The 21,427-nt window shown below is 47.0% G+C and carries 23 protein-coding genes; 11 read left to right on the top strand and 12 right to left on the bottom strand.

The annotated features are described in order from the left end of the window. Positions 1 to 20 precede the first annotated feature (20 nt). Positions 21 to 1,193: a pyridoxal phosphate-dependent aminotransferase gene (locus tag ACQ4M5_RS15345; RefSeq protein ID WP_430676510.1), complete on the bottom strand. Its 1,173-nt coding sequence runs from the start codon at positions 1,191 to 1,193 to the stop codon at positions 21 to 23. A gap of 448 nt (positions 1,194 to 1,641) precedes the next feature. Here ACQ4M5_RS15345 and ACQ4M5_RS15340 point away from each other — a divergent pair, with 448 nt between their 5' ends. Beyond that, positions 1,642 to 1,929, top strand: coding sequence for a DUF3288 family protein (locus ACQ4M5_RS15340; protein WP_430676509.1), 288 nt, complete (start codon positions 1,642 to 1,644; stop codon positions 1,927 to 1,929). Here ACQ4M5_RS15340 and ACQ4M5_RS15335 read toward each other — a convergent pair. Next, a complete protein-coding gene (locus ACQ4M5_RS15335; protein WP_430676508.1) occupies positions 1,926 to 2,549 on the bottom strand; it encodes a cadmium resistance transporter in 624 nt (207 codons plus the stop codon). The genes ACQ4M5_RS15340 and ACQ4M5_RS15335 overlap by 4 nt on opposite strands. A gap of 51 nt (positions 2,550 to 2,600) precedes the next feature. Between ACQ4M5_RS15335 and ACQ4M5_RS15330 the strand changes: the two genes are divergently transcribed. The 3 genes from ACQ4M5_RS15330 (at position 2,601) to ACQ4M5_RS15320 (ending at position 5,366) form a co-directional block, all read left to right on the top strand. Further along, complete coding sequence (locus ACQ4M5_RS15330; RefSeq protein WP_430676507.1) at positions 2,601 to 3,425, top strand: creatininase family protein; 825 nt, start codon at positions 2,601 to 2,603, stop codon at positions 3,423 to 3,425. An 83-nt stretch (positions 3,426 to 3,508) separates the two neighbouring features. Further along, positions 3,509 to 3,709 (top strand): hypothetical protein, encoded by a 201-nt coding sequence (locus ACQ4M5_RS15325; RefSeq protein ID WP_430676506.1) that lies wholly within the window; start codon positions 3,509 to 3,511, stop codon positions 3,707 to 3,709. Between the two features lie 433 nt (positions 3,710 to 4,142). Further along, on the top strand, positions 4,143 to 5,366 hold the full coding sequence (locus tag ACQ4M5_RS15320) for an O-antigen ligase family protein (RefSeq protein WP_430676505.1): 1,224 nt from the start codon (positions 4,143 to 4,145) through the stop codon (positions 5,364 to 5,366). Between the two features lie 225 nt (positions 5,367 to 5,591). Here the strand turns inward: ACQ4M5_RS15320 and ACQ4M5_RS15315 are convergent, their stop codons facing one another. Together ACQ4M5_RS15315 and ACQ4M5_RS15310 are read right to left on the bottom strand one after the other, a co-directional pair. Further along, a complete protein-coding gene (locus ACQ4M5_RS15315) occupies positions 5,592 to 6,050 on the bottom strand; it encodes a hypothetical protein (protein ID WP_430676504.1) in 459 nt (152 codons plus the stop codon). A 319-nt stretch (positions 6,051 to 6,369) separates the two neighbouring features. Continuing rightward, positions 6,370 to 9,444: a valine--tRNA ligase gene (locus tag ACQ4M5_RS15310; protein WP_430676503.1), complete on the bottom strand. Its 3,075-nt coding sequence runs from the start codon at positions 9,442 to 9,444 to the stop codon at positions 6,370 to 6,372. Positions 9,445 to 9,627: 183 nt separating this feature from the next. Here ACQ4M5_RS15310 and ACQ4M5_RS15305 point away from each other — a divergent pair, with 183 nt between their 5' ends. Beyond that, positions 9,628 to 10,395 (top strand): hypothetical protein, encoded by a 768-nt coding sequence (locus ACQ4M5_RS15305; protein ID WP_430676502.1) that lies wholly within the window; start codon positions 9,628 to 9,630, stop codon positions 10,393 to 10,395. Positions 10,396 to 10,462: 67 nt separating this feature from the next. Here ACQ4M5_RS15305 and ACQ4M5_RS15300 read toward each other — a convergent pair whose 3' ends face one another. From ACQ4M5_RS15300 to ACQ4M5_RS15290, 3 genes are all read right to left on the bottom strand, one after another. After that, entirely contained in the window at positions 10,463 to 11,245 is a 783-nt protein-coding gene (locus tag ACQ4M5_RS15300; RefSeq protein WP_430676501.1) for a hypothetical protein, read from the bottom strand. Positions 11,246 to 11,478: 233 nt separating this feature from the next. Beyond that, a complete protein-coding gene (locus ACQ4M5_RS15295) occupies positions 11,479 to 12,489 on the bottom strand; it encodes a phosphoribulokinase (RefSeq protein WP_430676500.1) in 1,011 nt (336 codons plus the stop codon). A 23-nt stretch (positions 12,490 to 12,512) separates the two neighbouring features. Next, positions 12,513 to 12,656 (bottom strand): hypothetical protein, encoded by a 144-nt coding sequence (locus tag ACQ4M5_RS15290; protein ID WP_430676499.1) that lies wholly within the window; start codon positions 12,654 to 12,656, stop codon positions 12,513 to 12,515. 672 nt (positions 12,657 to 13,328) lie between these two features. Between ACQ4M5_RS15290 and petH the strand changes: the two genes are divergently transcribed. Both petH and ACQ4M5_RS15280 read left to right on the top strand, forming a co-directional pair. After that, positions 13,329 to 14,567: a ferredoxin--NADP reductase gene (petH, locus tag ACQ4M5_RS15285; RefSeq protein ID WP_430676498.1), complete on the top strand. Its 1,239-nt coding sequence runs from the start codon at positions 13,329 to 13,331 to the stop codon at positions 14,565 to 14,567. 94 nt (positions 14,568 to 14,661) lie between these two features. Then, positions 14,662 to 15,324, top strand: coding sequence for a hypothetical protein (locus ACQ4M5_RS15280; RefSeq protein WP_430676497.1), 663 nt, complete (start codon positions 14,662 to 14,664; stop codon positions 15,322 to 15,324). A gap of 1 nt (position 15,325) precedes the next feature. On the opposite strand, the gene ACQ4M5_RS15275 is transcribed toward ACQ4M5_RS15280, so the two are convergent. Then, positions 15,326 to 15,607 (bottom strand): helix-turn-helix domain-containing protein, encoded by a 282-nt coding sequence (locus tag ACQ4M5_RS15275; RefSeq protein WP_430676496.1) that lies wholly within the window; start codon positions 15,605 to 15,607, stop codon positions 15,326 to 15,328. Between the two features lie 106 nt (positions 15,608 to 15,713). Between ACQ4M5_RS15275 and ACQ4M5_RS15270 the strand changes: the two genes are divergently transcribed. Next, a complete protein-coding gene (locus ACQ4M5_RS15270; protein WP_430676495.1) occupies positions 15,714 to 15,968 on the top strand; it encodes a hypothetical protein in 255 nt (84 codons plus the stop codon). Here the strand turns inward: ACQ4M5_RS15270 and ACQ4M5_RS15265 are convergent. Continuing rightward, on the bottom strand, positions 15,934 to 16,173 hold the full coding sequence (locus ACQ4M5_RS15265) for a type II toxin-antitoxin system HicA family toxin (protein WP_430676494.1): 240 nt from the start codon (positions 16,171 to 16,173) through the stop codon (positions 15,934 to 15,936). The two genes, ACQ4M5_RS15270 and ACQ4M5_RS15265, sit on opposite strands and share 35 nt — an antisense overlap. Beyond that, positions 16,166 to 16,432: a type II toxin-antitoxin system HicB family antitoxin gene (locus tag ACQ4M5_RS15260; protein WP_430676493.1), complete on the bottom strand. Its 267-nt coding sequence runs from the start codon at positions 16,430 to 16,432 to the stop codon at positions 16,166 to 16,168. Before ACQ4M5_RS15260 ends, ACQ4M5_RS15265 begins: the two co-directional genes overlap by 8 nt. 139 nt (positions 16,433 to 16,571) lie before the next feature. On the opposite strand from ACQ4M5_RS15260, the gene ACQ4M5_RS15255 reads away from it, so the two are divergent. Next, on the top strand, positions 16,572 to 17,633 hold the full coding sequence (locus tag ACQ4M5_RS15255) for a fatty acid desaturase (RefSeq protein WP_430676492.1): 1,062 nt from the start codon (positions 16,572 to 16,574) through the stop codon (positions 17,631 to 17,633). Between the two features lie 13 nt (positions 17,634 to 17,646). On the opposite strand, the gene ACQ4M5_RS15250 is transcribed toward ACQ4M5_RS15255, so the two are convergent. After that, on the bottom strand, positions 17,647 to 17,919 hold the full coding sequence (locus ACQ4M5_RS15250) for a hypothetical protein (RefSeq protein ID WP_430676491.1): 273 nt from the start codon (positions 17,917 to 17,919) through the stop codon (positions 17,647 to 17,649). A 55-nt stretch (positions 17,920 to 17,974) separates the two neighbouring features. On the opposite strand from ACQ4M5_RS15250, the gene ACQ4M5_RS15245 reads away from it, so the two are divergent. Further along, on the top strand, positions 17,975 to 18,838 hold the full coding sequence (locus tag ACQ4M5_RS15245) for a tRNA (5-methylaminomethyl-2-thiouridine)(34)-methyltransferase MnmD (protein ID WP_430676490.1): 864 nt from the start codon (positions 17,975 to 17,977) through the stop codon (positions 18,836 to 18,838). Between the two features lie 240 nt (positions 18,839 to 19,078). Then, positions 19,079 to 20,371 (top strand): N-acetylmuramidase domain-containing protein, encoded by a 1,293-nt coding sequence (locus tag ACQ4M5_RS15240; RefSeq protein WP_430676489.1) that lies wholly within the window; start codon positions 19,079 to 19,081, stop codon positions 20,369 to 20,371. On the opposite strand, the gene ACQ4M5_RS15235 is transcribed toward ACQ4M5_RS15240, so the two are convergent. Then, the gene (locus ACQ4M5_RS15235; protein WP_430676488.1) at positions 20,368 to 21,405 is read right to left on the bottom strand and encodes a DUF4351 domain-containing protein; all 1,038 of its coding nucleotides are present in this window, start codon (positions 21,403 to 21,405) and stop codon (positions 20,368 to 20,370) included. The two genes, ACQ4M5_RS15240 and ACQ4M5_RS15235, sit on opposite strands and share 4 nt — an antisense overlap. Positions 21,406 to 21,427 lie beyond the last annotated feature (22 nt).

The following is a 21,427-nucleotide window of genomic DNA, read 5'->3' as shown; positions in this document are numbered from 1 at the left end:
ATTAGAATTTTGTCTCAGTTTTAGCGTGTTTCCACGATCGTTTTCAATCCAGTGACGAGGCGTTGAATTCCCTCGATCGCAGTTTCTTTCTCTAATGCGCCATAGCCCACTCGCAAGTAGCAGCCATTCTCTAAGCCAAATGTGAATCCTGGAAGCACAGCAACGCGATGATCTTGAATCAATTTTTTGACTAATTCCATCGTGTCCATCTCGGTGTGAACTTTGAGCAGAAAATAGAACGCACCATCCGCTTGAGGAACAGTGCAGAGATGCTGAATGGTTTCGAGTTCAGATAAAACGATTTCACGAACTTGAGCGATCGCTTTCAATTTCTCTTCACAGTACGATCGTCCCGCTTCCAAGGCTCCAACGGCTGCAAACTGCGAAATCACAGACGAACAAATTACGTTCGTATCCTGAATCTTTTGCACCGATTCAAGCAAAAACGCTGGAATGACCATGTACCCGATTCGCCAACTTGCAAAGCCATACGCTTTAGAGAGACTAAAGATCGAAATCGTATGGTTAGCACTATCAGCAATACTAGCCGCAGAGAAATGATCAACACCGTAAGTAAAGTATTCGTAAGCTTCATCAGTAATGTGAAAGCAATTAGAATCGCGACACAGTTGATTCACTTCTCGCAATGCTGATTCGGAATAAACTGCACCTGTAGGATTGTTTGGCGAGATCGTTACGATCGCACGAGTTCGATCCGTTATTGCAGCCCGAATTAAATCTGACTGAATCTGATAGTTCTCATCGGTTGGAACCAGTACCGCTCGGCAACTCGCAATCTCGATCGCCATTTCATGATTAAAGTAAAACGGCGTTTGCAGAATAATCTCATCACCCGGATCAGTAATTGCCAGAACGACATTCAGAAAAGCCATATTGCTGCCTGCCGTGACAACAATTTCGCGGTTTTGTAAATCAATGTTGTTTTCGGTTCTGAGCTTATCTGCGATCGCATCTTTCAAAGCCGGAATTCCTTCGACCGCTTGATACTTGTGATTATTCGGATTGCTAAGAAACTGTGTGATTTGGTCGATCGCACTTTGAGGCGGCGGATAGTTCACCACACCTTGACCGAGCGAAATCGTTCCTGGATGTTGCCGAATCAGTTCCCCGACAATTGGAATAATCGGAGCCTGAACCGCTTGCATTCGAGACGGAAGACGATGGAAATTCATGCTAGTTTTGAGGGCGCTTAGGACTATCATCGGAAAAATGGGTCTGAAACCCCGTGCTTCTAGCGCTTAAGCTTTACAAGCTTAAGCGCTAACCGATACAATACAATTGGTCACTGACCCACCCGCGACGATGGAGACATAAACCCTAACACCAAAGTTTGCGAACACTCGCAACGGGGAAGAAAAATCGGTAGACCGGGAAAAGAGGACGGGGCAATGGTAAACATCCCTCGAATCAACAAAAGACATAGAATTCTTTCTGAATTCGACGCATAAGAACCGTGGGACACACGGGGATAGTCTGTGGAGCGAACGTAAGACCATAAAACTCCTTGCGGGTGGCGGCAGTTGCAATGAAGCAGAAACCTAAATCGTGAGATTTAGGAATCACCGTGGCTCTAGCCCGGTGAGGATGTCAAGGTATCGAACTTCATTCCAGTCGGACGCTATGGCACAAGAGCAAAAAGATCAGGAACATCCGTTGTGGAAGCTCGATCGAGAAATTGTTGATGGTTTACTCGCAGGTGAAGCAACCGATTGGAATCTTGCAGAACTGGCACGTCTTCGGATTCGATACAATGGCTTTCCGGGTGCGCGAGACATCCAAACTGATTTAGACAAAGTTCTCAAACAGTGGAATTTGTCTGAGGATGCGTTGTTTGAGAAGACTCGAAAGATTCACGCTGAATCTCAACCCTATAAAGGACGCGGCGCGAAACGAGACGATTGGAGCTAGGAAAAAATCTGCCAGGTTTCGTTCTCGATCAAGATGTAAATTCCTAAGCCAATGAGCACGATCGGAACAAGGATTCGATTATATTGTTCCAACACAGGCGCGATCGCACGATGAGTCGCTAACCAATTCGCGATCGAACACCAAACTGCAACGAGAATTAAAAACACTGCGAGTACGATCGCCAATCGCTGCCAATCCAAACTTGCAAACAACGGAATGTACGTTGCGATATTATCTCCACCATTTGCAAAAGTGACGATCGCGACACTCAAAATCTGAGACTGGAAGAACTTTAGAAGAAACTTAGTCATTGCATTATTTGGCAACGTTGCACCTTGAATCTCGTCGTCCTCTTCGCGAGTCACGATCGCTCGAATTCCCAAACAAATCGGCAAAAATCCGAGCAAACCAATCCAAGCTTGTGGAATTAGCAAGCCTCCAAAGAATCCGATTAGACTACAAGCAATGATTCCACCGAGTCCCAAATACTGACCGAGATAGATCTGAGGTTTGGTAAAAGAAGCCTGCGAAAAGAACAGCATCAACACGAACAAATCATCGATATTGGTGGCTGCAAATGCGATCGTACCTGTCAAAACGGTCGAAAAGAACCAGAGCATCGAACAAGACACCTTAAGATTTGAAGTCAACCCTATCAGATTGAAGAAGCTATGATGCACGGCTTTATTCCCAGCGATCGCTATTTTCCCTACCTCAGTTGGACAGATATCGAATCGATGCCTGATAAAGAAAACGTTGTGATTGTGCAGCCGATTGGCGCGATCGAACAACATGGCGCACATTTACCTTTAGCAGTCGATTCCGCCATCAGTGTTGCTGTTTTGGGTAAAGCACTCGATCGACTTGATGCGAACATTCCAGCCTATTCTTTGCCACCTTTGTACTACGGCAAATCAAACGAACATTGGCACTTTCCTGGAACTATCACACTCAGCACTCGAACATTGTTAGCGGTTTTGATGGAAGTTGCGGAAAGCCTCTATCGGGCTGGATTTCGCAAACTTGTATTCATGAATTCTCACGGCGGACAGCCTCAGATTCTTGAAATTGCTGCACGAGACTTGCACCAACAATACGAGGATTTCGCAATCTTTCCGCTGTTTACTTGGAAAGTTCCGACTGTTGGCGCGATCGCACAAGAACTATTCACGCCAAAAGAACTCGAACTCGGTATCCATGCGGGAGATGTTGAGACAAGTTTGCTCCTTTCGATTCTGCCCGATCACGTAAAGATGGAACGGGCAAAGGCGGAGTATCCACTCGGTGAACCGCAAGCGGGAGTTTTAAGTATGGAAGGTGCGCTGCCGTTTGCTTGGATGACTCGTGATCTAAGTAGCAGCGGGGTTTTAGGCGATCCTACAACAGCAACTAAGGAAAAAGGCGATCGTATTCTCACGGCACTGGTCGAAGGTTGGATTCAAGTTCTGAGCGATGTTTATCAATTTTCATTACCAACTGCATGGAAGTGTAAATAAGTTGAAGAAATTGTCGCGATTTTTACTCCAATTTTCGTTAAATCAGTAGAATTGGAGGCAAATCGCATCCTTTGGAGGTTTGTATGGATACTGCGATCGTTGCTCCGGTGCTTCAAGTGCTACAAACAGCACAAGAACTCGATGAAGCTGTCAGAACCTACATCACATCTGACTGGCAAGGTGAGGAACTGCTGCAACACTGGCAAGCGATTCGAGATGCTTCGCTTACACTACTCAACCCCGACTCCGATCCTCTCAAAATTCCAGGAGAAGATAGCTACTGAGGATCGTGAATCAATTAGGCTAGTAAAAATCCCACCGTTGCGCGTTAAGAAACTGGCTGTTAGTCCGCCTACGCTTATCTAACGAGTCCGAGCCACCGGGACGTGAGCGTGCCATAGCAAAGCTTTCCAGTCTGTTTTAACAGACTTTGTTCTGATAGCCCCGAATTCTATTCGCTACTGTGTATACAGTAAGTCTCTTGCACTTCGTTGTGGTCAGATCGTGCCCCCTAAATCCCCCATTCTGGGGGACTTTGAGCCAGAGAAATTTCTAGAATCCCAAAGCGTTTTCTATCTTCAAAGTCCCCCAAATTTGGGGGATCTAGAGGGCTGAAGCCGATTCAACCAAAGCAAAAACGACTTGTGCATACACGGTAGAATTCCATTCGAGGGGCGGCTGATGGGATGAACGATTACTTTTCAAACACCCGCTTAGATGAAAACGCTGCGCTCTCATCCTGATCCCGCTCTACAACGCCCTTGGCTTCTAGTTCAAATTGGATTATTTTTGCTGCCATTTAGTGCATTTCTCGGCTGTACTCCAGTCTTGGTAGCGGCTCTAGAGGTCTGGCGGAAAAGATTTTCTAGCTTGAGTCGCAAACCTGTGAATCAAGGATTTGCGGTTTTGGCATTGATCATGATTGTGGCAGCAGGATTTGCGATCGATCGCTCAAACGCCTTTCTCGGTTTATTCAATTTTCTGCCGTTTTTCGTTGCGTTTGCAGGATTAAGCGAACTGATTCGATCTCCCAAACAGTTGACACAAATCGCTTGGATCTGGGTACTCACTTCGATCCCAGTAACGCTGATCGGATTAATACAGTTATTTCTTAACGTTGGGGGATCGCCTTCGATTCTGTGGGGCTTGATCGAATGGACGATCGCGCCTGGAGGTGAACCGTTGGGGCGAATGTCTTCGGTGTTCACTTATGCAAATGTATTAGCCAGCTATTACGCGATCGTGTTCATTCTCAATCTGGGCTTATGGATTGAGAAACGTCAGCGGATTCTAGGCGTAATTTTTTTCCTGAATGCGATCGCGCTTATTCTCACCAATTCTCGAAACGTTTGGGCGATTTCACTGCTTGCATGTTTAGCATTTGCGCTCTATCACGGCTGGAAAAAAATTGTTGCAGGAGTGAGCGCGATCGCGGTCTTAATGTTAGGAGCCGCATTTGCCCCAGAACCCATTGCCTCGCCACTTCGAGTGATTGTGCCGCGATTTTTCTGGGCGCGGTTAAACGATCAAATGTTTCTCGATCGACCTGTGAATCAACTGCGATCGACTCAGTGGAGATTTGCCTGGTCGATGACCGAACAACGACCGTTCACAGGCTGGGGATTACGCAGCTTTTCTAAACTGTACACCGAACAAATGCAGCTTTGGATGGGACACCCGCACAATCTCTTTTTCATGCTGTCGTCTGAAACGGGGTTGCCTGCAACGTTGATCCTGTACGGATTAGTGGGTTGGATTCTGGCTCAGGGTGTGTTCACTTGGCACAAATTACAGCCGCAAAATCAGCACATCTATTTCACCTTCTCGATCGCGTTCTTTGCTTGTACGCTGTTCAGCTTTCTCGATGTGCCATTGTTCGATGCCCGAATCAATCTGATGGGCTGGACGCTGCTGGCAGGAATTTGGAAAATGCAAGATTGAGTGATTTCTTAGAGAGTGTTTGAGAAGTGATCGTTTATCGCATTCACCCGCCCGGAAATGAATCTCCGGGCTAATCGGGGAAGCCCACTAAACTGGGCTAAGAACTCCGGATTGCGCTCCTAGCCCGCTTCAGCGGGGTTTCCTCTATCAGCCCGGAGATTCATTTCCGGGCGAACTGGCAACGAAGCAAAGCGGCTTTTTATAATTCTCAAGCGCCCTCTGATGTTAATCCTGATTCTGCGACTTCACTTGCGACATCAGAATCTCTAGCTGTTTCTTCTCGCTTTTCAGTTCTTCTTCGAGTTCTTGAATTTGTTCGCGTCGTGCCTCAAGCTCGATCGTCCTTCTTGCCAGTTCTTGACTCTCAAGCGTATTTGACTGCCGCCACTGTTCCGCCCGTTCAATTTCCTGCTGCAACGAACTCGGCGAAATTCCATAGCTGAGATACTGCTGTATCAAGTCCATCACCCAATCTTTCGCTTCTCGAATATCCAAAATTTGATTGCTGCTAGAAATTTCAACCAACACGAGTAAGCCATCGCTGTAAGCACTCGCCTCAGCCGAAAGCACCGTTTCTTCTTCAGGAAGTTTCGTCCAAACGTGCTCTGACTTTTGAGCAGCCAGTAAGCGCAATCCTGCCTTGCCTAGATAGCCTTTTTTTTGAACTTGCGCCAAGTGCAGCATTAATGTTTTCTCTCGATGTCGTCTCGGTAGGAACGATGATCAGGGGCATTTATTAAGACAGCTTTGATATTCTGTCTAGGAGTTTTGACAACATATATCGTTGTATCCCTGTTCTATCGCCCGTAGATACACTGACCTGATCGGTACGGTGTGGAACGGTTTCGGGGTTTTTTCCGGTTGCGCCCATTGTACGTACCTATCAAGACAGTATAGCCTCTTCGTTTTCTATCGGAATCATTGAGGTGTGTCCCTCACAGAATCACAAAAAAGAGATGCCAAAATTCAGCATCTCTGATAGAAAAATTAAGAATTGATAAACTTATAGGCGATCGAGCTTGGCTCTGAGAATTTCTGCCTGCTTCTCTGCTTCAGACAGGGCATCCCGCGTCGATTGCACGACTTCAGGCGGCGCTTTATCGACAAATTTCGGATTATTCAATCGACCACTGAGCGATTGAATCTCCGCTTCGACTTTCTTCAAGTCCCGTTCGGTCTTAGCTTTCAGCGCTTCAAGATCGATCAAGCCTGCCAACGGAATCGAGATTCTAACGGTTCCAGTAACACCGACGATCGTTTGAGCATCATCGATCGGCTCAGATTGAACAGGAGCGAGTGCGGGTGGTTTCGGTTCTCCAATCACTTCGGTCTTGAATTGATTCACCTGCTTGAAGAAAGTTTGTCGATCGCTCGTTCCCCACAGTCGCGTTTTCGTAAACCAAACTGTATAGCCGATTCCTACAATTTCGAGCAGCGGTGCGAGTAATGGAACTTCGTGAACCGTTTCGAGTGCAGCAGAAGCGACATGGAGGGCAAACAGAATCGCGCCAATGAGCAGAAGCGAGAGGAGAATCTTCTGATGTTTATTGATGAAGGTTCCAACGGTATCGAGAGCCGTAACTAAGATTGGTGCATCAGCATCGATCGAAGATTTCAGCGCGGGAGTTTGAGTTGTTCCAGCGATCGACAAGGTTTCAACTCGCGCCATGTCCTTAATATAAGACTGACCTCGAACCAGAGTTTGCTTCTCTTGCTCGTCCTCAGTCGAGAGCGCGACCGTGATTCTTGCACCGGGTTTGATTTCGGCACTCGCTCTCAGATTCCGAATCGTCCGAATCGAGTTGAGAATGAGTTCAAACTGTTGCTCTAGCTTCGGATCGATCAAGTTTGCATCAGAAACCGGATAGCGTTGGAGTGCTAGAGCGTTGCGATCGGTTTCAGGAGTTTGTGTCAGCGTGTGCCAAATCTCTTCAGTAATATGCGGCATGAAAGGGTGTAGAAGTTTAAGCGTTCCTTCCAGCACATGAGCGAGAGTTTGCTGAGCCGCGAGACGAGTCGGAGCATTGGGATCTTGCAGACGCGATTTGACTAGCTCAATGTATTGATCGCAGAAATCACCCCAAATGAATTCGTAGAGGCTTTTTGAAGCTTCACCGAATCCGTAGTTGTCGAGATTATTTCTCACATCTTGAGCGAGTCGATTGAACTTGGAAAGAATCCAGCGATCGCTTAATTCCAAATTCTCAGGCTGACCCAATTGTTTCGGCGTTTTCCCGTCCAGATTCAACATCACAAACCGCGACGCATTCCAGAGTTTGTTGGTGAAATTGCGCGAGGCTTCAACAGTTTCGGACTCGTCAGTTTTACGATCGTATGCCATCCGAATGTCCTGACCCGCTCCAGTCACTTCCCGCACTAAGGTATATCTCAGCGCATCGGTTCCATATTTATCAATCAAAATCAGCGGGTCGATTCCGTTATTGGCTGATTTCGACATCTTTTTATTGTTCTCATCCCTCACCAGCCCGTGAATGTAGACATCTTTGAACGGCATTTGTCCGGTAAAGTGTCCTGCCATCATCGTCATCCGAGCAACCCAGAAAAAGATAATGTCGAATCCGGTCACGAGCGTTGCAGTCGGATAGTAGCGCTTGTAATCTTCGGCTTCGGTATCCGACCAACCGAGCGTTGAAAAGGGCCACAATCCCGAAGAGAACCAAGTATCGAGAACGTCCGGATCTTGCTCGATTTGAACATTTTCGCCGAATTGCTCGATCGCTTTTTTCTGCGCTTCCTCTTGCGATCGCGCCACAATAAACGGCGTGTAATCCGTGATCTCGCCGTTCGTCTCACTGATCGCATACCAAGCTGGGATCTGATGTCCCCACCACAATTGGCGTGAGATACACCAGTCTTTCAAACTCACGAGCCAATCGCGATACACTTTCGTCCAGCGTTCCGGTACGAATCGCGGAGAAGCTTGATCATCTAAAGAAGCAAGTGCGAAATCAGAAAGCGGTTTAATTTTGACAAACCATTGAGTTGAAAGAAGCGGCTCGATCGGGACTTTTCCGCGATCGCTATACGGCACAGTATGTTTGTAAGGCTCAATCTTCACCAGACAGCCTTCTTCCTCCAACCGTTTAACGACATTTTTCCGCGCCACAAAACGATCCTGCCCTTGGAATTCTCCAGCGTTCTCGTTCATCGTGCCGTCTTTGTTCATCACATTGATCGACGGCAATTTATGACGTTGCCCCATCTCAAAATCGTTCAAATCGTGCGCGGGTGTGACTTTGACGCAACCTGTTCCAAAACTCGGATCAACGTGATCGTCTCCGATTATCGGAATTTCGCGATAAACCAGCGGCAATAAAAGGGTTTTACCGATTAAATGTTTGTAGCGATCGTCATTCGGATTTACCGCAACCGCCGTGTCGCCTAGCATCGTCTCCGGTCGAGTCGTGGCGACCACTAACTCACCTTCCCCTTCCGCGATCGGATATTTGAAATACCACAGATTCCCGTCAACTTCTTTATTTTCAACTTCCAGGTCGGACACAGCGGATTGACTCGCTGGACACCAGTTCACCAAATAATTGCCGCGATAAATCAGTCCTTCATCGTGCAATTTGACAAAGGCATCTAACACCGCAGCAGACAGTCCTTCATCCATCGTGAACCGTTCACGCGACCAATCCACCGACACGCCTAATCGTCGGAGTTGATTGACGATCGTGCCGCCCGATTCCGCTTTCCATTTCCAAGCGCGTTCTAAAAACTGTTCCCGTCCCAAATCATCGCGGGTTTTCCCTTCCGCTTTCAGTTGCCGATCCAAAATCGTCTGAACTGCAATACTGGCGTGATCCGTTCCTGGCAACCACAGCGTATTTTTACCCAACATTCGCTGATACCGAATCAACACATCGATCAGCGAACTCTCAAACGCATGACCCATGTGCAAACTTCCGGTGACATTGGGCGGCGGAATCACCACACAGTATGGCTCACCAGATTGACTGGGATCAGCCTTAAAGACCTGATTCTCCTCCCAAAACTTTTGCCATTTCGCTTCAGTGGTCGCAGCGTTGTATTGAGTTGGGAGAGTCGCAGTCATGGGAATTGAAGAGATTGGGGACATCTAGACCATGATAAACGCTTCTTTGCATGAGCAGGCGACAAAAATCAGGACTGCACCGATTCAGCACGATCGAGAAACCACCGATGTTTTTATTGATACTTTGGCTAAAGTGTAGTGTTCTAACAAAAGGCTCAAAATCACCTCATTCACTGCCACTTAATGAAAAATCTAGCCTGCCTAATTTCCACAGCTTCGATTCTCGCGATCGCTGCTCCTGCAAATGCACTCTATACCTTTTCGGCTTCGTCGGGTGCAACCGTCGATCCGGCTGGAACCCTTGTTGCAGGGTCTAATGACACAAATGAAGTTGTATCCGTCACGGTTCCTTTTAATTTCTCGATTTACAGCAATCCTGTTGCCGCGAACTCAACGATTCGCGTGAGCACCGAAGGCAATATTCAGTTCGTTTCCACAGGTGGGTCGATCGCTTCGAGCAATACAGGACTTCTAGCCACGACCTTCGGTTCAAACGTCGTTGTTGTAATGCCGTACTGGGATAATCTTAACCTGAACACCACGGGCGGGGGCATTTATACCTCGACTTCTGGCACAGCAGGCAATCAAATTTTTGCGATCGAGTGGCGAGGTCGTCACAGTACCGAGACTGCACTTCAAACGCTTAACTTTGAAGTGCGCTTCTTTGAGGGATCAAATAACTTCGAGATTGTCTATGGACAGACCGGAAACGCAAGCAGTGGATCAGCATTGAATGGAGCGAGTGCAACCGTTGGCATTCAGCAAGGTTCTGCTGCTGGCTCCCAATTCACCCAGTATTCATTCAATCAACCCACCATTACTCCCGGTCTACGTCTGAGTGCTACGGCTGTTCCTGTCCCTTTCGCGTTTTCACCTTTCACAGCGATCGCATTGATGGGCGCAAACGGGGTGCGTCGTGTCTTTCAGGCTGTGAAATCCGAAAAATATTAATCTTGCAAATCGAAAACCCTGCTTTGATCTTCAGAGCAGGGTTTCTCAACGAATATCGAATCCGCGATTAGTCGATGAAACCCATCAGCGTTGCAGGATCATCAATGTCGTTCGAGAAAATGGGTCGATCTCCTGGAAGTTTCTCAGCGTGCATTAATCCCGCTGCGCTTGCCATTACGGGTCGATCGCCTGCCAGAGTCAATGCAGATACAGGGTGAAAATCGCTGTAGAAGATAGGACGATTTCCAGGCAGCATTTCTGCCACTTTTAAATCGCTTGCCAGAATTGGACGACCGTTGAGGATAGTTCCAAAGACTTCGAGATGGCTTGCTTCGATGGGACGCTCACCGGATGACGTGATTGAGCCAACAAATTCAACATCGCTCGGCATCACGGGACGATTCCAGATCGAGAGGCTCGGAACATCGCTGCGGATCTCGATCGCGTTTCCTTCGCCTTCTGCGGGAGTTGCCGTTGCTTCGAGCACTTCTGAATGACTCATAGGAGATTCCTCTGGGGTTGATTCTGTGGATACGGTGGGAGGGTCAGGTTCTGAAACGGGATCAGGCTGTTTTGCTTTTAAAACGGGCAGCGGTTCAGGTGCATGAGCGACTTCGGGTTCGCTGGCTTCTGAAGTTGAAGCTTCTTGAGTTGGAGCTTCTTGAGTCAGAACTTCCGCTGTAGATTCTTCCGCTGTTGGTTCTTCCGCTGTAGATTCTTCCGCTGTAGATTCTTCCGCTGTTGGTTCTGTCACTGTTGGAGTTGCGCTCTCTGGTGTTTCTGTCACCTTGGCAGCAGTGCGTCGATTATTTGCCCTACGACTGGACGGATTTCCACGGCTGGTTGCCATTGCGTCATCACCTCAACAAGTTTACAGATTTACAGCTTGCGAACCACCGGAAGAATTTACTCAGGGGCTTTGTGCAGTATATTAAATGGCTGATTCTTAAGGAATCATTATAAGTGAAACGGGGGTCGCTAATATCGGTTGATCCCAAGCAGAATTAATACGATCGATTAGTTCTGCCAATTGATTAAAAAAGGAGGCACGATCGCCTCCCTTCAATCCTTGACAATTCGGATCTAGACGTTTGCAGGAATCTTGGTTGCGCTCACTTTATTCGTCAAGCGCTCATAAGTCGCCCGCATTTTCAGACCCGTCAACACTTGGAACAAGCCCGTCCCATTGTTAGAACCTGGATACTCGCGGTGTTGCAGCAATAGTTCGGTCACTTCACCGTTATATTTCGCTGAAGTTTTGCTCAAATGCTGCTCGATGTAGATCACTTCTTCGAGCTTGTCGAATTGACCATCGACTTCGAGTACCGAAACACCGTGTTTGTAGTAAACATCCGGTCCATAGTGCATTCTGATTCCCGGATACGAACAGGTGAGCTTCCGACCACAAGGAGTCCAATCGATCGTTGATCCCTCATCGAAGAGATAAACCGGATCGTAACCTTCGATGCCATCGCGTTGAATCATCTGAACGCGCAGCACTTTCCGCTCTTTATCATCCTTGATTAACTGCGTCGGCAACACTTGGATCACCACATCCGCGAACTCTTTTTGCGGATCGATGTACGCATCAAAGTCCGGTTTACGCGAATTGATTTGCGCCAGCACATCTTCGTAGCTGTGACCGCGTTCTGCCATATCACGCTGAATCTTCCAGGCGATCTTGACTTCATCGCTGATGTCGAGATAAACGCTGAAATCGATCAACTCGCGAACACGCTGATCATAAAGCGGGTGTAAGCCTTCGATCACGATGATGTGATTCGGTTCCACCTTTTCGGGCGGATCGATCATTCCGGTTTCGTGGTTATAAATCGGCTTATCGATCGTTTCTCCATTCTTGAGCGCTTTGATTTGCTCATACATCAGGTCGAAATTGTTCGCCTTCGGATTGAGTGCGGTGATGCCCGTTTCCTTGCGCTGTTTCCGATCCAGACTGTGGTAATCATCCAGGCAGATTACAGTGACGAAATCTTCCCCAAACAGATCTGTGATTCGGCGCAGAAACGTGGATTTTCCGCATCCGGAGTCTCCGGCAACGCCAATCAGAACCACGCGGTCTGGCTTACTGGTCATAAGTTTCCTCTAAAAACAAAAAGTCAACGACGGTTTTTTGGGTCAGCCAGGAGAGTCAAGGCTGTATCGAAATTCGCTTTTTCGATCGACAAAATCATCGATCGCTCTAACCCGTTCGAGCCACAGAATCTTGCCGCATGAAGCCGCAAAAAAACATCCTGTCGCAAGTTAAGGCTTAAGACATAGCGTAAGTATTTAGTACTATCAGCTAAGGGGATTCTACCAAATCGCGATCCCACGTACAAGAGCTAAAAAAATTATTAAACCTTTGTACATCTGTACTGTGGCGGATCGAAAGAATTAATTTCAGCTTCACATTTGAATCGACCGATCCCCTCAAACCCTCTGTAAAGTAAGAACGGAGGTTGTTTTGGCTTCTCAGAACCAGAAAATCGCTTTAGTAGATTTGCGATCGATCCCCAAACGTTGCATATTTATCAGAAGAATGGGTCTAAAACCCCGTGCTAGAAGCACGGCTTGCCCGCATGTTAATATCTAGATGGTCACTGACCCGCCCGGATTTAAGATACTCCGAAACAAATAACAAGGTTGAAAGTCCTGTCAGAGTTGCGATCAGAAATAGGGGAAGCAAAAGGGGCAACGGTAGGTTCCGACCCTGGAGGCAAACAAGTATTTTTGCTTGTGGACTAAACAGAAAAGTCGCCATAGGGCATTGGGAGACTCTAAACGGACGTGGAGCGACTGTAAGACCTCTTCGGAGGTTAGTTGCTGTGAAGCGTCAAGGATTCCTCGCTCCTTTAGGACGAGGAGGTATGTCAATAAACGGGCAACTTGCAGCACAGTTTTAAGTTCATTTAGGTCGGAGAAATAACAGAGCGATGTATTATTCCAGCGCGTCGGGTGCTGCGAACACCCCATCTGGGAGCCGCGTCTTCCGGTATGAAGTGGTCGGATTGCGCCAAAACGAATCAACCGATCAACAGAATTACCCGATTCGGCAAAGTGGCAGCACGTTTATCAATGTCCCCTATAGCCGCATGAATGAGTTCATGCAGCGAATCACTCGCTTGGGTGGCAAGATTGTCAGCATTCAGCCTTTAGAGGCAAACGGCAATGGGTCTGGAAACGTTACTGTTGAACAGAAAGCACCTGCTGTAAAGCAGGACAATGCTACTGCGAACCCACCAGAATCTAAGCCCATGACACAAGCTAAGGTCAAAAAACATGCAGATGTTTTAGTCAACATTTACAAGCCCAACAATCCATTGGTCGGAAAGTGCGTTTCCAACGATGAATTGGTCGGCGAAGGCGGCATCGGCACTGTTCGACACATCAAATTTGATATCTCTGGCAGCGATTTGACTTACGTAGAAGGTCAAAGTATCGGGATTATTCCGCCAGGAACTGACAAGAATGGGAAGCCAGAGAAACTGCGTCTTTATTCGATCGCGTCCACTCGCCACGGCGATGATGTGGATGATAAAACAGTCTCGCTCTGTGTTCGTCAGCTAGAGTACAAACATCCCGAAACGGGTGAAACGGTTTACGGTGTTTGCTCAACTCATCTGTGCCATCTGGAACCGGGCACAGAGGTGAAAATCACAGGTCCGACCGGAAAAGAAATGCTCTTACCGGAAGAAACCGATCGCAACGTGATCATGATGGCAACCGGAACCGGGATTGCGCCGATGCGGGCTTACCTGTGGAGACAATTCAAGGACAACGAGAAAGCAGCAAACCCTGAATATCAGTTCAACGGTTTCTCCTGGTTGATCTTCGGAATTCCGACTTCTGCCAACATTCTCTACAAGGAAGAACTTGAAGAGATCCAAAGCAAGTATCCGGAGAACTTCCGTCTCACGTATGCGATCAGCCGTGAGCAGAAGAACAAGGATGGAGGCAGAATGTACATTCAAGACCGTGTAGCTGAAAACGCGGCTGAATTGTACAAGATGATGAAGGATGAAAAGACTCACACCTATATTTGCGGTCTGAAAGGCATGGAAGACGGCATTGACGCGGCTCTGGGTGCAGAAGCGGCAAAAGAAGGTGTGGAATGGAAAGAGTTCCGTAGCGCGATGAAAAAAGCGGGTCGCTGGCACGTTGAAACCTACTAATTTCAATTAGCGAACTCAATCAAAGCCGGGAGGATTGTAAGATTCTTCCGGTTTTTTCGTGCGATATGATTTGAAGATAGATTGAGGCTGAATCATGACATTCGCGATCGATGCAAGTAATCTCACCCTAAAACAAGTTCACCAATTGCTGAAATTAAGACTTCAAGTGGGTCAAGGTTTGGCATCATTGCTTGTATTGGACGATCTCACAGCGTCAGAGCGTCAAAGCCTAGCCCAAATTCGAGAAAATTTTCTTACTTATTACGCGGAAGGCAAGATTCTTGAAGGGCAAATTCAGTATTTATTTTTGTCGCCGCTGATGTGGCTTTCTGGCTTTCATGCGCCAAGAATCAAAATTAGCCTAGAAGTCGGAATTGCCAATATTGAAGTAGAAGACGAAGACACACTGATTAAAGGACGGATGGATATTCTTGCTGCGAAACGAGTACAAAATCAGCAGGAAGTGAATGTGTTTTGGGTGTTGATTGTTGAGGCGAAAAATAGCAGTCTTGAGGCTTCAGAGGGTCTGCCGCAGCTTTTGACTTATGCGTATACTGGGCTTGAACAACAGCAAGCAGTTTGGGGATTGACAACGAATGGATTGAATTATCAGTTTGTGCGGATTGAACAGGGTGAGCCGCCGACTTATACGGTGTTTCCGCCGTTTAATATGCTCTATCCCGATCAAGCAGAGCAATTGTTACAGGTGATGAAATCGATTTGTCATGAAACGCGATCGCTGCCCACTGAACCGTAATTCACTCCTCGGCATCCGGTACATATTGAATCAAGTCCGCAGGCGTGCAATTCAGCGCATCACAAAGTTTTGCAAGCGTTTCACCACCGATCGCTGGCATATCATCCGCATTCTTCAATTTTGAAATACTCACTGGGTTCATCCTCATGATTTGAGCCAGTGTTTTATTGGTCATTTTTCGATCTGCCATGACCACTCTTAATCGCCAACGAATCTTTCCCACAAATCCATACTGCTCAAAAATAAGGTTTCCAAACTTTCTTTGGGTTGAACCTTGAATCATCACTCGTAGCCTGATAAGCTATTTAAGTGAATTAGAAGTTGATGCGCGATCGCTAACCCTGCCAAGAGATCTCGATCGCGTCACCCCAAATTGAGGTAAATAAATCATGCCATACAACGCTGAGTTTGATGATTCTGCGGCGGATGATCGTGTGCGATCGTATCGAGAACGCTTTCTTACAAATTGGGCGATCGTTTGTCTTCTCCCCAATATGCAGCGCGTCATTGTTGGACGGTTTCGCTCTCGTACTGATGCTGATGGACATCTACGAGTATTGCGACAGATGATGCCAAGGCGAGAATTTATTGTTGTCTTTGATCGTGAGACTAACGAATCATTTCTTCAATCTCCTCATCTGTAAAGCCAAACTGTCTGAAGATTCTCAGAACATAAGCGGGGGACATTTCTTTCGCTCCCATGTCAATTGGGACAATTCTAGTTTCTTCTTCAAACTCACGAGCAAAAAGCCGATGATCACCCTTGCCTTCGCGATGAAAAGCGCAACCTGAACGCTCCAAAATTTTAATTAACTGTTTTGGCTTGAGTGACGGAATGTTTTTAGGCATAAACCGCCCGTAACTCGTAGCTTTCAGTTGTCGGCTCGTCGGTTTCCACCGCTAAAAACTCATGCAATTCCTGGATTGGAACAGGTGAAAGATAGATATTGGGTTCAGTTTCGTAGACAGATTGAAAGGAATCGATCGCTTCTTTCAGTCTGTCGATCGCTTGATTTTGCGTCTCACCTTGCCCAACAATTCCATTTTCGAGGCAAAGTGCGACCCAATACTCTGAACTCCGTTTCAAGACCATTGTGTAGAAATTCATCGGCGTTTCATTACATCTACCTTTCAACTATAGAGGGTGAATCTAAGCAATGATTTTCATTTGCGAAACACACTGTTACATTTGCAGCGACGAAACGGTAAAATGACCGAGCTACATATCGTTTCGCTGAAAGAATTACGTGCAAGTTTACCCGAATCCGTCTGTCCCGGCTACAGACGTTTATACCCGTGAGGAGCTACCCTTTACGCTCAAAGATGTGCGATCGGCAATTCCCGATCGCTGTTTTGAACCTTCAACCGCTCGATCGCTCTTTTATTTCTTTCTCGATATCAGCATCATTGCAGGACTAATTGCGATCGCTGCTTATCTTGATTCTTGGTTATTTTTTCCGATTTTCTGGTTTGCTCAGGGCACAATGTTCTGGGCTTTGTTTGTGGTTGGACATGACTGCGGACATGGTTCATTTTCTAAGCACAAATGGTTGAATAATTTGATTGGTCATTTGTCGCATTCGCCGATTTTGGTTCCGTTTCATGGTTGGAGAATTAGCCATCGGACGCACCACGCGAATACAGGGAACATCGAAACCGATGAAAGCTGGTATCCGGTGACAGAAGCGCAGTATGCAGGAATGGGATTTTTGGAAAAGCTGATGCGGTTCTATCTGCCGCTGATTGCTTATCCGCTGTATCTGTTTCGTCGATCGCCGGGTAAACAAGGCTCTCACTTTATGCCGAGTAGCCCCTTGTTTAAGCCCTCTGAGCGCAATGACATCATTGTAAGTACCGTTTGCTGGTTGGCAATGATTGGGTTTCTTGCAGCATTGACAGTTCAATTTGGATTTCTGTTTTTGCTCAAGTACTATCTCGGTGGTTATGTTGTGTTCGTGATTTGGTTAGATTTGGTGACGTTCTTGCACCATACCGAAGATGATATTCCTTGGTATCGGGGTGAAGATTGGTACTTCCTTAAAGGTGCATTGTCTACTATCGATCGTGATTATGGAGTCTTTAATCCGATTCACCACGACATTGGAACGCACGTTGCACACCATATTTTCTCGAATATGCCGCACTATCGTTTGAGAGAAGCGACAGAAGCGATTAAGCCTGTACTGGGTGCGTATTATCGGAAGTCGAATGAGCCGATTTGGAAGAGCTTCTTTAAGTCCTATTTTGCTTGTCATTTTGTGGCAGACAAAGGATCAAAGATTTACTACCAATCGCCTCATACTCGGTAATAATCGGAGGAACTTACTCTTCTGTGGGTTCCTCGTTCATGTCGATTAAGCCTTCTTCTACGGCTGTTTCGAGCAAGAAACGTTTTGCGAGTCGATCGTATACTCCTGCGCCCACAAACTGCGGAAATTTATGCGATCGACTATAAACCCAAACTAAATTTCCTTTCTCGAAAATCCGCACGTCCTGAAACCATTTGCACTGAGGCATCAGGGATTTCGCAAATTCGAGAGCATCAATCCAGCGATCGAATTCTCGATCGACCTCACGAGTTACAACCTTAAACACAGTTCTATCTTTGCCAACGCTACTTCTAGAATAAAGCAAGCGTTAAAAAGTATGTATGACAGATTGGATTCCACAGTTGACTCAGGATGGGTCTTATACGTTTTTTTCTGAAGAATTTGGCGAAGCTTTTCATAGCTATCAAGGCGCGAAAACAGAAGCCTTTCAGAAATTCTCAGATGCGATCGACCTGGAGCAAAGAGCAAAACAATCTGAAATTAAACTACTCGATGTTTGCTATGGATTGGGATATAACACCGCAGCAGCGATCGAGGTGATCCGAAAAGTCAATCCAATCTGCAACATCGATATCTATGGTTTAGAGCTTGATCCAACCGTTCCAATCGGAGCCGCACCACTTCTACAACATTGGTCAACTAATGTTCAAACTGTTCTAGAATCACTTGCTAAACAGCATTTCTATCAAGACGATCATCTCAAAGCACAACTGATGACCGGAGATGCGAGACAAACAATTCAACAGTTGAATCACTTTCAAGCAGATGCTATCTTTTTCGATCCGTTCTCACCGCGTCGTTGTCCTCAGCTTTGGACAGTTGAATTTTTTAAGCTTGTTGCTCAACGTCTTGCACCGGATGGCAAACTTGCAACTTATTCTCGATCGGCATCGGTTCGCACAGCATTGATCGAAGCAGGACTACAAATCGGAACAATCCCGCTCGGAGAACTTCATCTACCGCATGATTGGGCGCAAGGTACGATCGCGGCTTGGAACTCTGAAACCTTGCATCCTTTATCGCAAATGGAACAAGAGCATTTAAACACTCGTGCGGCGATCCCTTATCGCGATCGTACACTCCACGATTCAGCCGAGGAAATTTTAGAACGACATGAACAAGAACAGCGATCGAGCAAGGTAGAATCAACCTCAAGTTGGCGCAGAAGGTGGAACATCAGATGAACGATCACGTTGGATTTTTGCAAAACTGGCAAGATGCAGTCGTATTCTGGAGCTTTGTTGCCGCGACCGTCTTTGTAACCTGGCGAATTTTAGTCAGTAAACCGAGAGAATAGAGAATCCCTTCCGAACAGCACCGTAACAATTTATTTAGCAATTCTGGAAAATACGTAGAATCTTCTAAAGAAAAGAAGAGAAACGTGCCTACAATCTAGAGTGCTATTAGCGCATGGGTGAAATCTTATGAACCTCAATACCATTGCTTCGGGAACTGCGATCGTCTCCTTAACCACCGCTCGGAATAATCAAAGCCTAGTCAGAGAACTTCAACAACGATTAACCACTTTAGGATTTCAACCGGGTCCGATCGATGGTATCTGGGGCAACCGCACTCAAAGCGCCTTCACTGCATTTATCACCCGCAATCAACTCAAAGCAAACGAAATAAGCCCCCGTACAGCCCAAGTATTGCTAGGGATTCAACCTCGTCCCGCAACTCCCACTCCCGCCCCTCGCCCCACTCCCACCCCAACTCCAACCAATCCAGCCATTCTCCAACCCCCTACAACTTCAACGCCGACCCCTACACCGCGCCCCCCTGCAACTTCAACGCCGACCCCATCTCCGACTCCCACGCCAGCCCCGACCCCTGCTCCAACTGGACCTCGATTCGCTTCACCGACGCAAACCATCCCAACAGGATTACGCCCAATTTCAGCGGATGTTTTCACCTGGCAAATGGATCGAATCTCAGCCGATCAGCGTTTGACTCGTCAAATTCAGCAAGGACTGGATGCAATGGGACACAATCCAGGACCGATCGATGGACTCTGGGGCGGTCGCACTCAATCTGGATATGTTGCATTTTCGAGAGCTTACGGGTTTAACTCAAATGAGCTTTCGCCGCTTGCAGCATTAATGTTGTTAGAGCCTGCGATTCCTCGGATTTCGGTGGTTCGCCCGCCGCGATCACTGACTTCTCAGGATTTTCAGACGGTTGCTCGATCGATTGGTTGTGAAGTGGCGGCGGTTCGAGCGGTTGTTGATGTCGAGGCAGCCGGATCAGGGTTCCTACGCGATGGCAGACCGAAAATTTTATTTGAAGCACACTGGTTTTCAGAGTTCACTGACGGGCGGTTTGACAATAGCAACAATGATATTTCCAGCGCTGTTTGGAATCGTGCTCTTTACATCGGCGGTGCGGGCGAATGGGATCGAATCTACCGAGCCGTAAACTTAAATCGGGAAGCAGCGTTGAAATCTGCCTCTTGGGGTCTAGGTCAGATTATGGGCTTTAATCACCCTGCTGCGGGCTATCGGGATGTTGAATCTTTTGTGCGAGATATGCACGAAAGTGAAGGAAAACAATTAGCGGCAATGTTCAATTTCATCAAAACCAATCGACTCGATCGATTCCTAATCAACCGCGATTGGGCAGGATTCGCACTGCGATACAACGGAGAAAGCTACCGTGTGAATCGCTACGATGAAAAACTGGCAGATGCTTACAACTATTGGCGCAACAATGTCGCTTAAGATTGTTCGATCGCATTATTCAACCAGGTTTCGAGATTTTCAACGGTATGGAAATCGAGTAATGCGATCGCCAGAGCTTCGAGTTGATCCGAACTGAGAGGGGTAATGCGATCGCGCGTGGACGCTGACAGAGTTCCGAGTTTTCGATCAAGCAATTGAATGACAAGCGATTGACGCTCCCGCTGAATTCCCTGCTGAATTCCTTCTTGAATTCCCTGCTGAATTCCTTCTTGAATTCCCTGCTGAATTCCTTCTTGAATTCCCTGCTGAATTCCTTCTTGAATTCCCTGCTGAATTCCTTCTTGAATTCCTTCTCGCATCGCGCGGCGTTGGGTTTCCTGTTTCCAGTCCAGATAAGCTTGCGAAAGTTGTGCCATGAGTTCCGGTTCCTCCTGTTGCTGAAATTCGGGACTAATTTCTAGACTAATTTTCCAGTTTGATAATAATTCTAGAACGATATCCCTCTGTCGATCGACGCTTGGTAGTGCTAATGTTTCTATGATAGCTTGTCGCTGGGTTTGTCCACGTCCTAGAAGGCGAATCCATAACGTTTCAGGAACAACAGGCAATTCGTTGATCGCAATAATGGCACTGTCGAAAATGTCACCCAGGAAATAAACACCTGGAAGCCAGTCTCGTCGAGGATAGGCAGGAAACTTGCCTAAAAACGCTGGAGAAGCAGAAGGAGCTAAAATCCAGAGTCGAGGAAGCGCTTTATCAGAAATTTGCCGCTCTTCGCGTCTTGCCTGTCGTTGTAAGTCAGCTTGAACTAAGAAGAGCTTTGTTAGACAACTTTTTGCCTCGGTGCGGGTCGGCGGATTGCGAAACGGCTCGATCAAGCATTGCGTTCTCGACATTCTTCCAAGTAAGCCCAAGGCAGCGAACTCAGTAGACGATCGAGCAGTTGGCATGAACCGGATGTCAATAAACCGCGATTCTCCTGCAACTTCCTGATTGATTCGCACTTCGCCTAGAGGAGAAAGTAACTCTTCTAAGAATTGCTTGCTGAAACTATCGAAAGGAGTGCGGCTCATGGTGCATTTGAATTAGTTTTAT

Origin of the sequence: Leptolyngbya sp. AN10 (assembly GCF_050565645.1) — a bacterium.
Lineage (GTDB): Bacteria > Cyanobacteriota > Cyanobacteriia > Leptolyngbyales > Leptolyngbyaceae > Leptolyngbya.
The sequence above is the reverse complement of the archived record's forward strand: the minus strand, read 5'-3'. Positions and strand labels throughout refer to the sequence as shown.

Coding starts and splice junctions, on each gene's coding strand:
- ACQ4M5_RS15325 (WP_430676506.1), top strand. CDS start 3,509: ATGGATACTGCGATCGTTGCTCCGGTGCTTCAAGTGCTACAAACAGCA.
- petH (WP_430676498.1), top strand. CDS start 13,329: ATGTATTATTCCAGCGCGTCGGGTGCTGCGAACACCCCATCTGGGAGC.
- ACQ4M5_RS15315 (WP_430676504.1), bottom strand. CDS start 6,050: ATGCTGCACTTGGCGCAAGTTCAAAAAAAAGGCTATCTAGGCAAGGCA.
- ACQ4M5_RS15240 (WP_430676489.1), top strand. CDS start 19,079: ATGAACCTCAATACCATTGCTTCGGGAACTGCGATCGTCTCCTTAACC.
- ACQ4M5_RS15275 (WP_430676496.1), bottom strand. CDS start 15,607: ATGATTCAAGGTTCAACCCAAAGAAAGTTTGGAAACCTTATTTTTGAG.
- ACQ4M5_RS15280 (WP_430676497.1), top strand. CDS start 14,662: ATGACATTCGCGATCGATGCAAGTAATCTCACCCTAAAACAAGTTCAC.
- ACQ4M5_RS15330 (WP_430676507.1), top strand. CDS start 2,601: ATGATGCACGGCTTTATTCCCAGCGATCGCTATTTTCCCTACCTCAGT.
- ACQ4M5_RS15235 (WP_430676488.1), bottom strand. CDS start 21,405: ATGAGCCGCACTCCTTTCGATAGTTTCAGCAAGCAATTCTTAGAAGAG.
- ACQ4M5_RS15300 (WP_430676501.1), bottom strand. CDS start 11,245: ATGGCAACCAGCCGTGGAAATCCGTCCAGTCGTAGGGCAAATAATCGA.
- ACQ4M5_RS15320 (WP_430676505.1), top strand. CDS start 4,143: ATGAAAACGCTGCGCTCTCATCCTGATCCCGCTCTACAACGCCCTTGG.
- ACQ4M5_RS15345 (WP_430676510.1), bottom strand. CDS start 1,193: ATGAATTTCCATCGTCTTCCGTCTCGAATGCAAGCGGTTCAGGCTCCG.
- ACQ4M5_RS15265 (WP_430676494.1), bottom strand. CDS start 16,173: ATGCCTAAAAACATTCCGTCACTCAAGCCAAAACAGTTAATTAAAATT.
- ACQ4M5_RS15310 (WP_430676503.1), bottom strand. CDS start 9,444: ATGACTGCGACTCTCCCAACTCAATACAACGCTGCGACCACTGAAGCG.
- ACQ4M5_RS15335 (WP_430676508.1), bottom strand. CDS start 2,549: ATGCTCTGGTTCTTTTCGACCGTTTTGACAGGTACGATCGCATTTGCA.
- ACQ4M5_RS15245 (WP_430676490.1), top strand. CDS start 17,975: ATGACAGATTGGATTCCACAGTTGACTCAGGATGGGTCTTATACGTTT.
- ACQ4M5_RS15340 (WP_430676509.1), top strand. CDS start 1,642: ATGGCACAAGAGCAAAAAGATCAGGAACATCCGTTGTGGAAGCTCGAT.
- ACQ4M5_RS15305 (WP_430676502.1), top strand. CDS start 9,628: ATGAAAAATCTAGCCTGCCTAATTTCCACAGCTTCGATTCTCGCGATC.
- ACQ4M5_RS15260 (WP_430676493.1), bottom strand. CDS start 16,432: ATGAATTTCTACACAATGGTCTTGAAACGGAGTTCAGAGTATTGGGTC.
- ACQ4M5_RS15295 (WP_430676500.1), bottom strand. CDS start 12,489: ATGACCAGTAAGCCAGACCGCGTGGTTCTGATTGGCGTTGCCGGAGAC.
- ACQ4M5_RS15270 (WP_430676495.1), top strand. CDS start 15,714: ATGCCATACAACGCTGAGTTTGATGATTCTGCGGCGGATGATCGTGTG.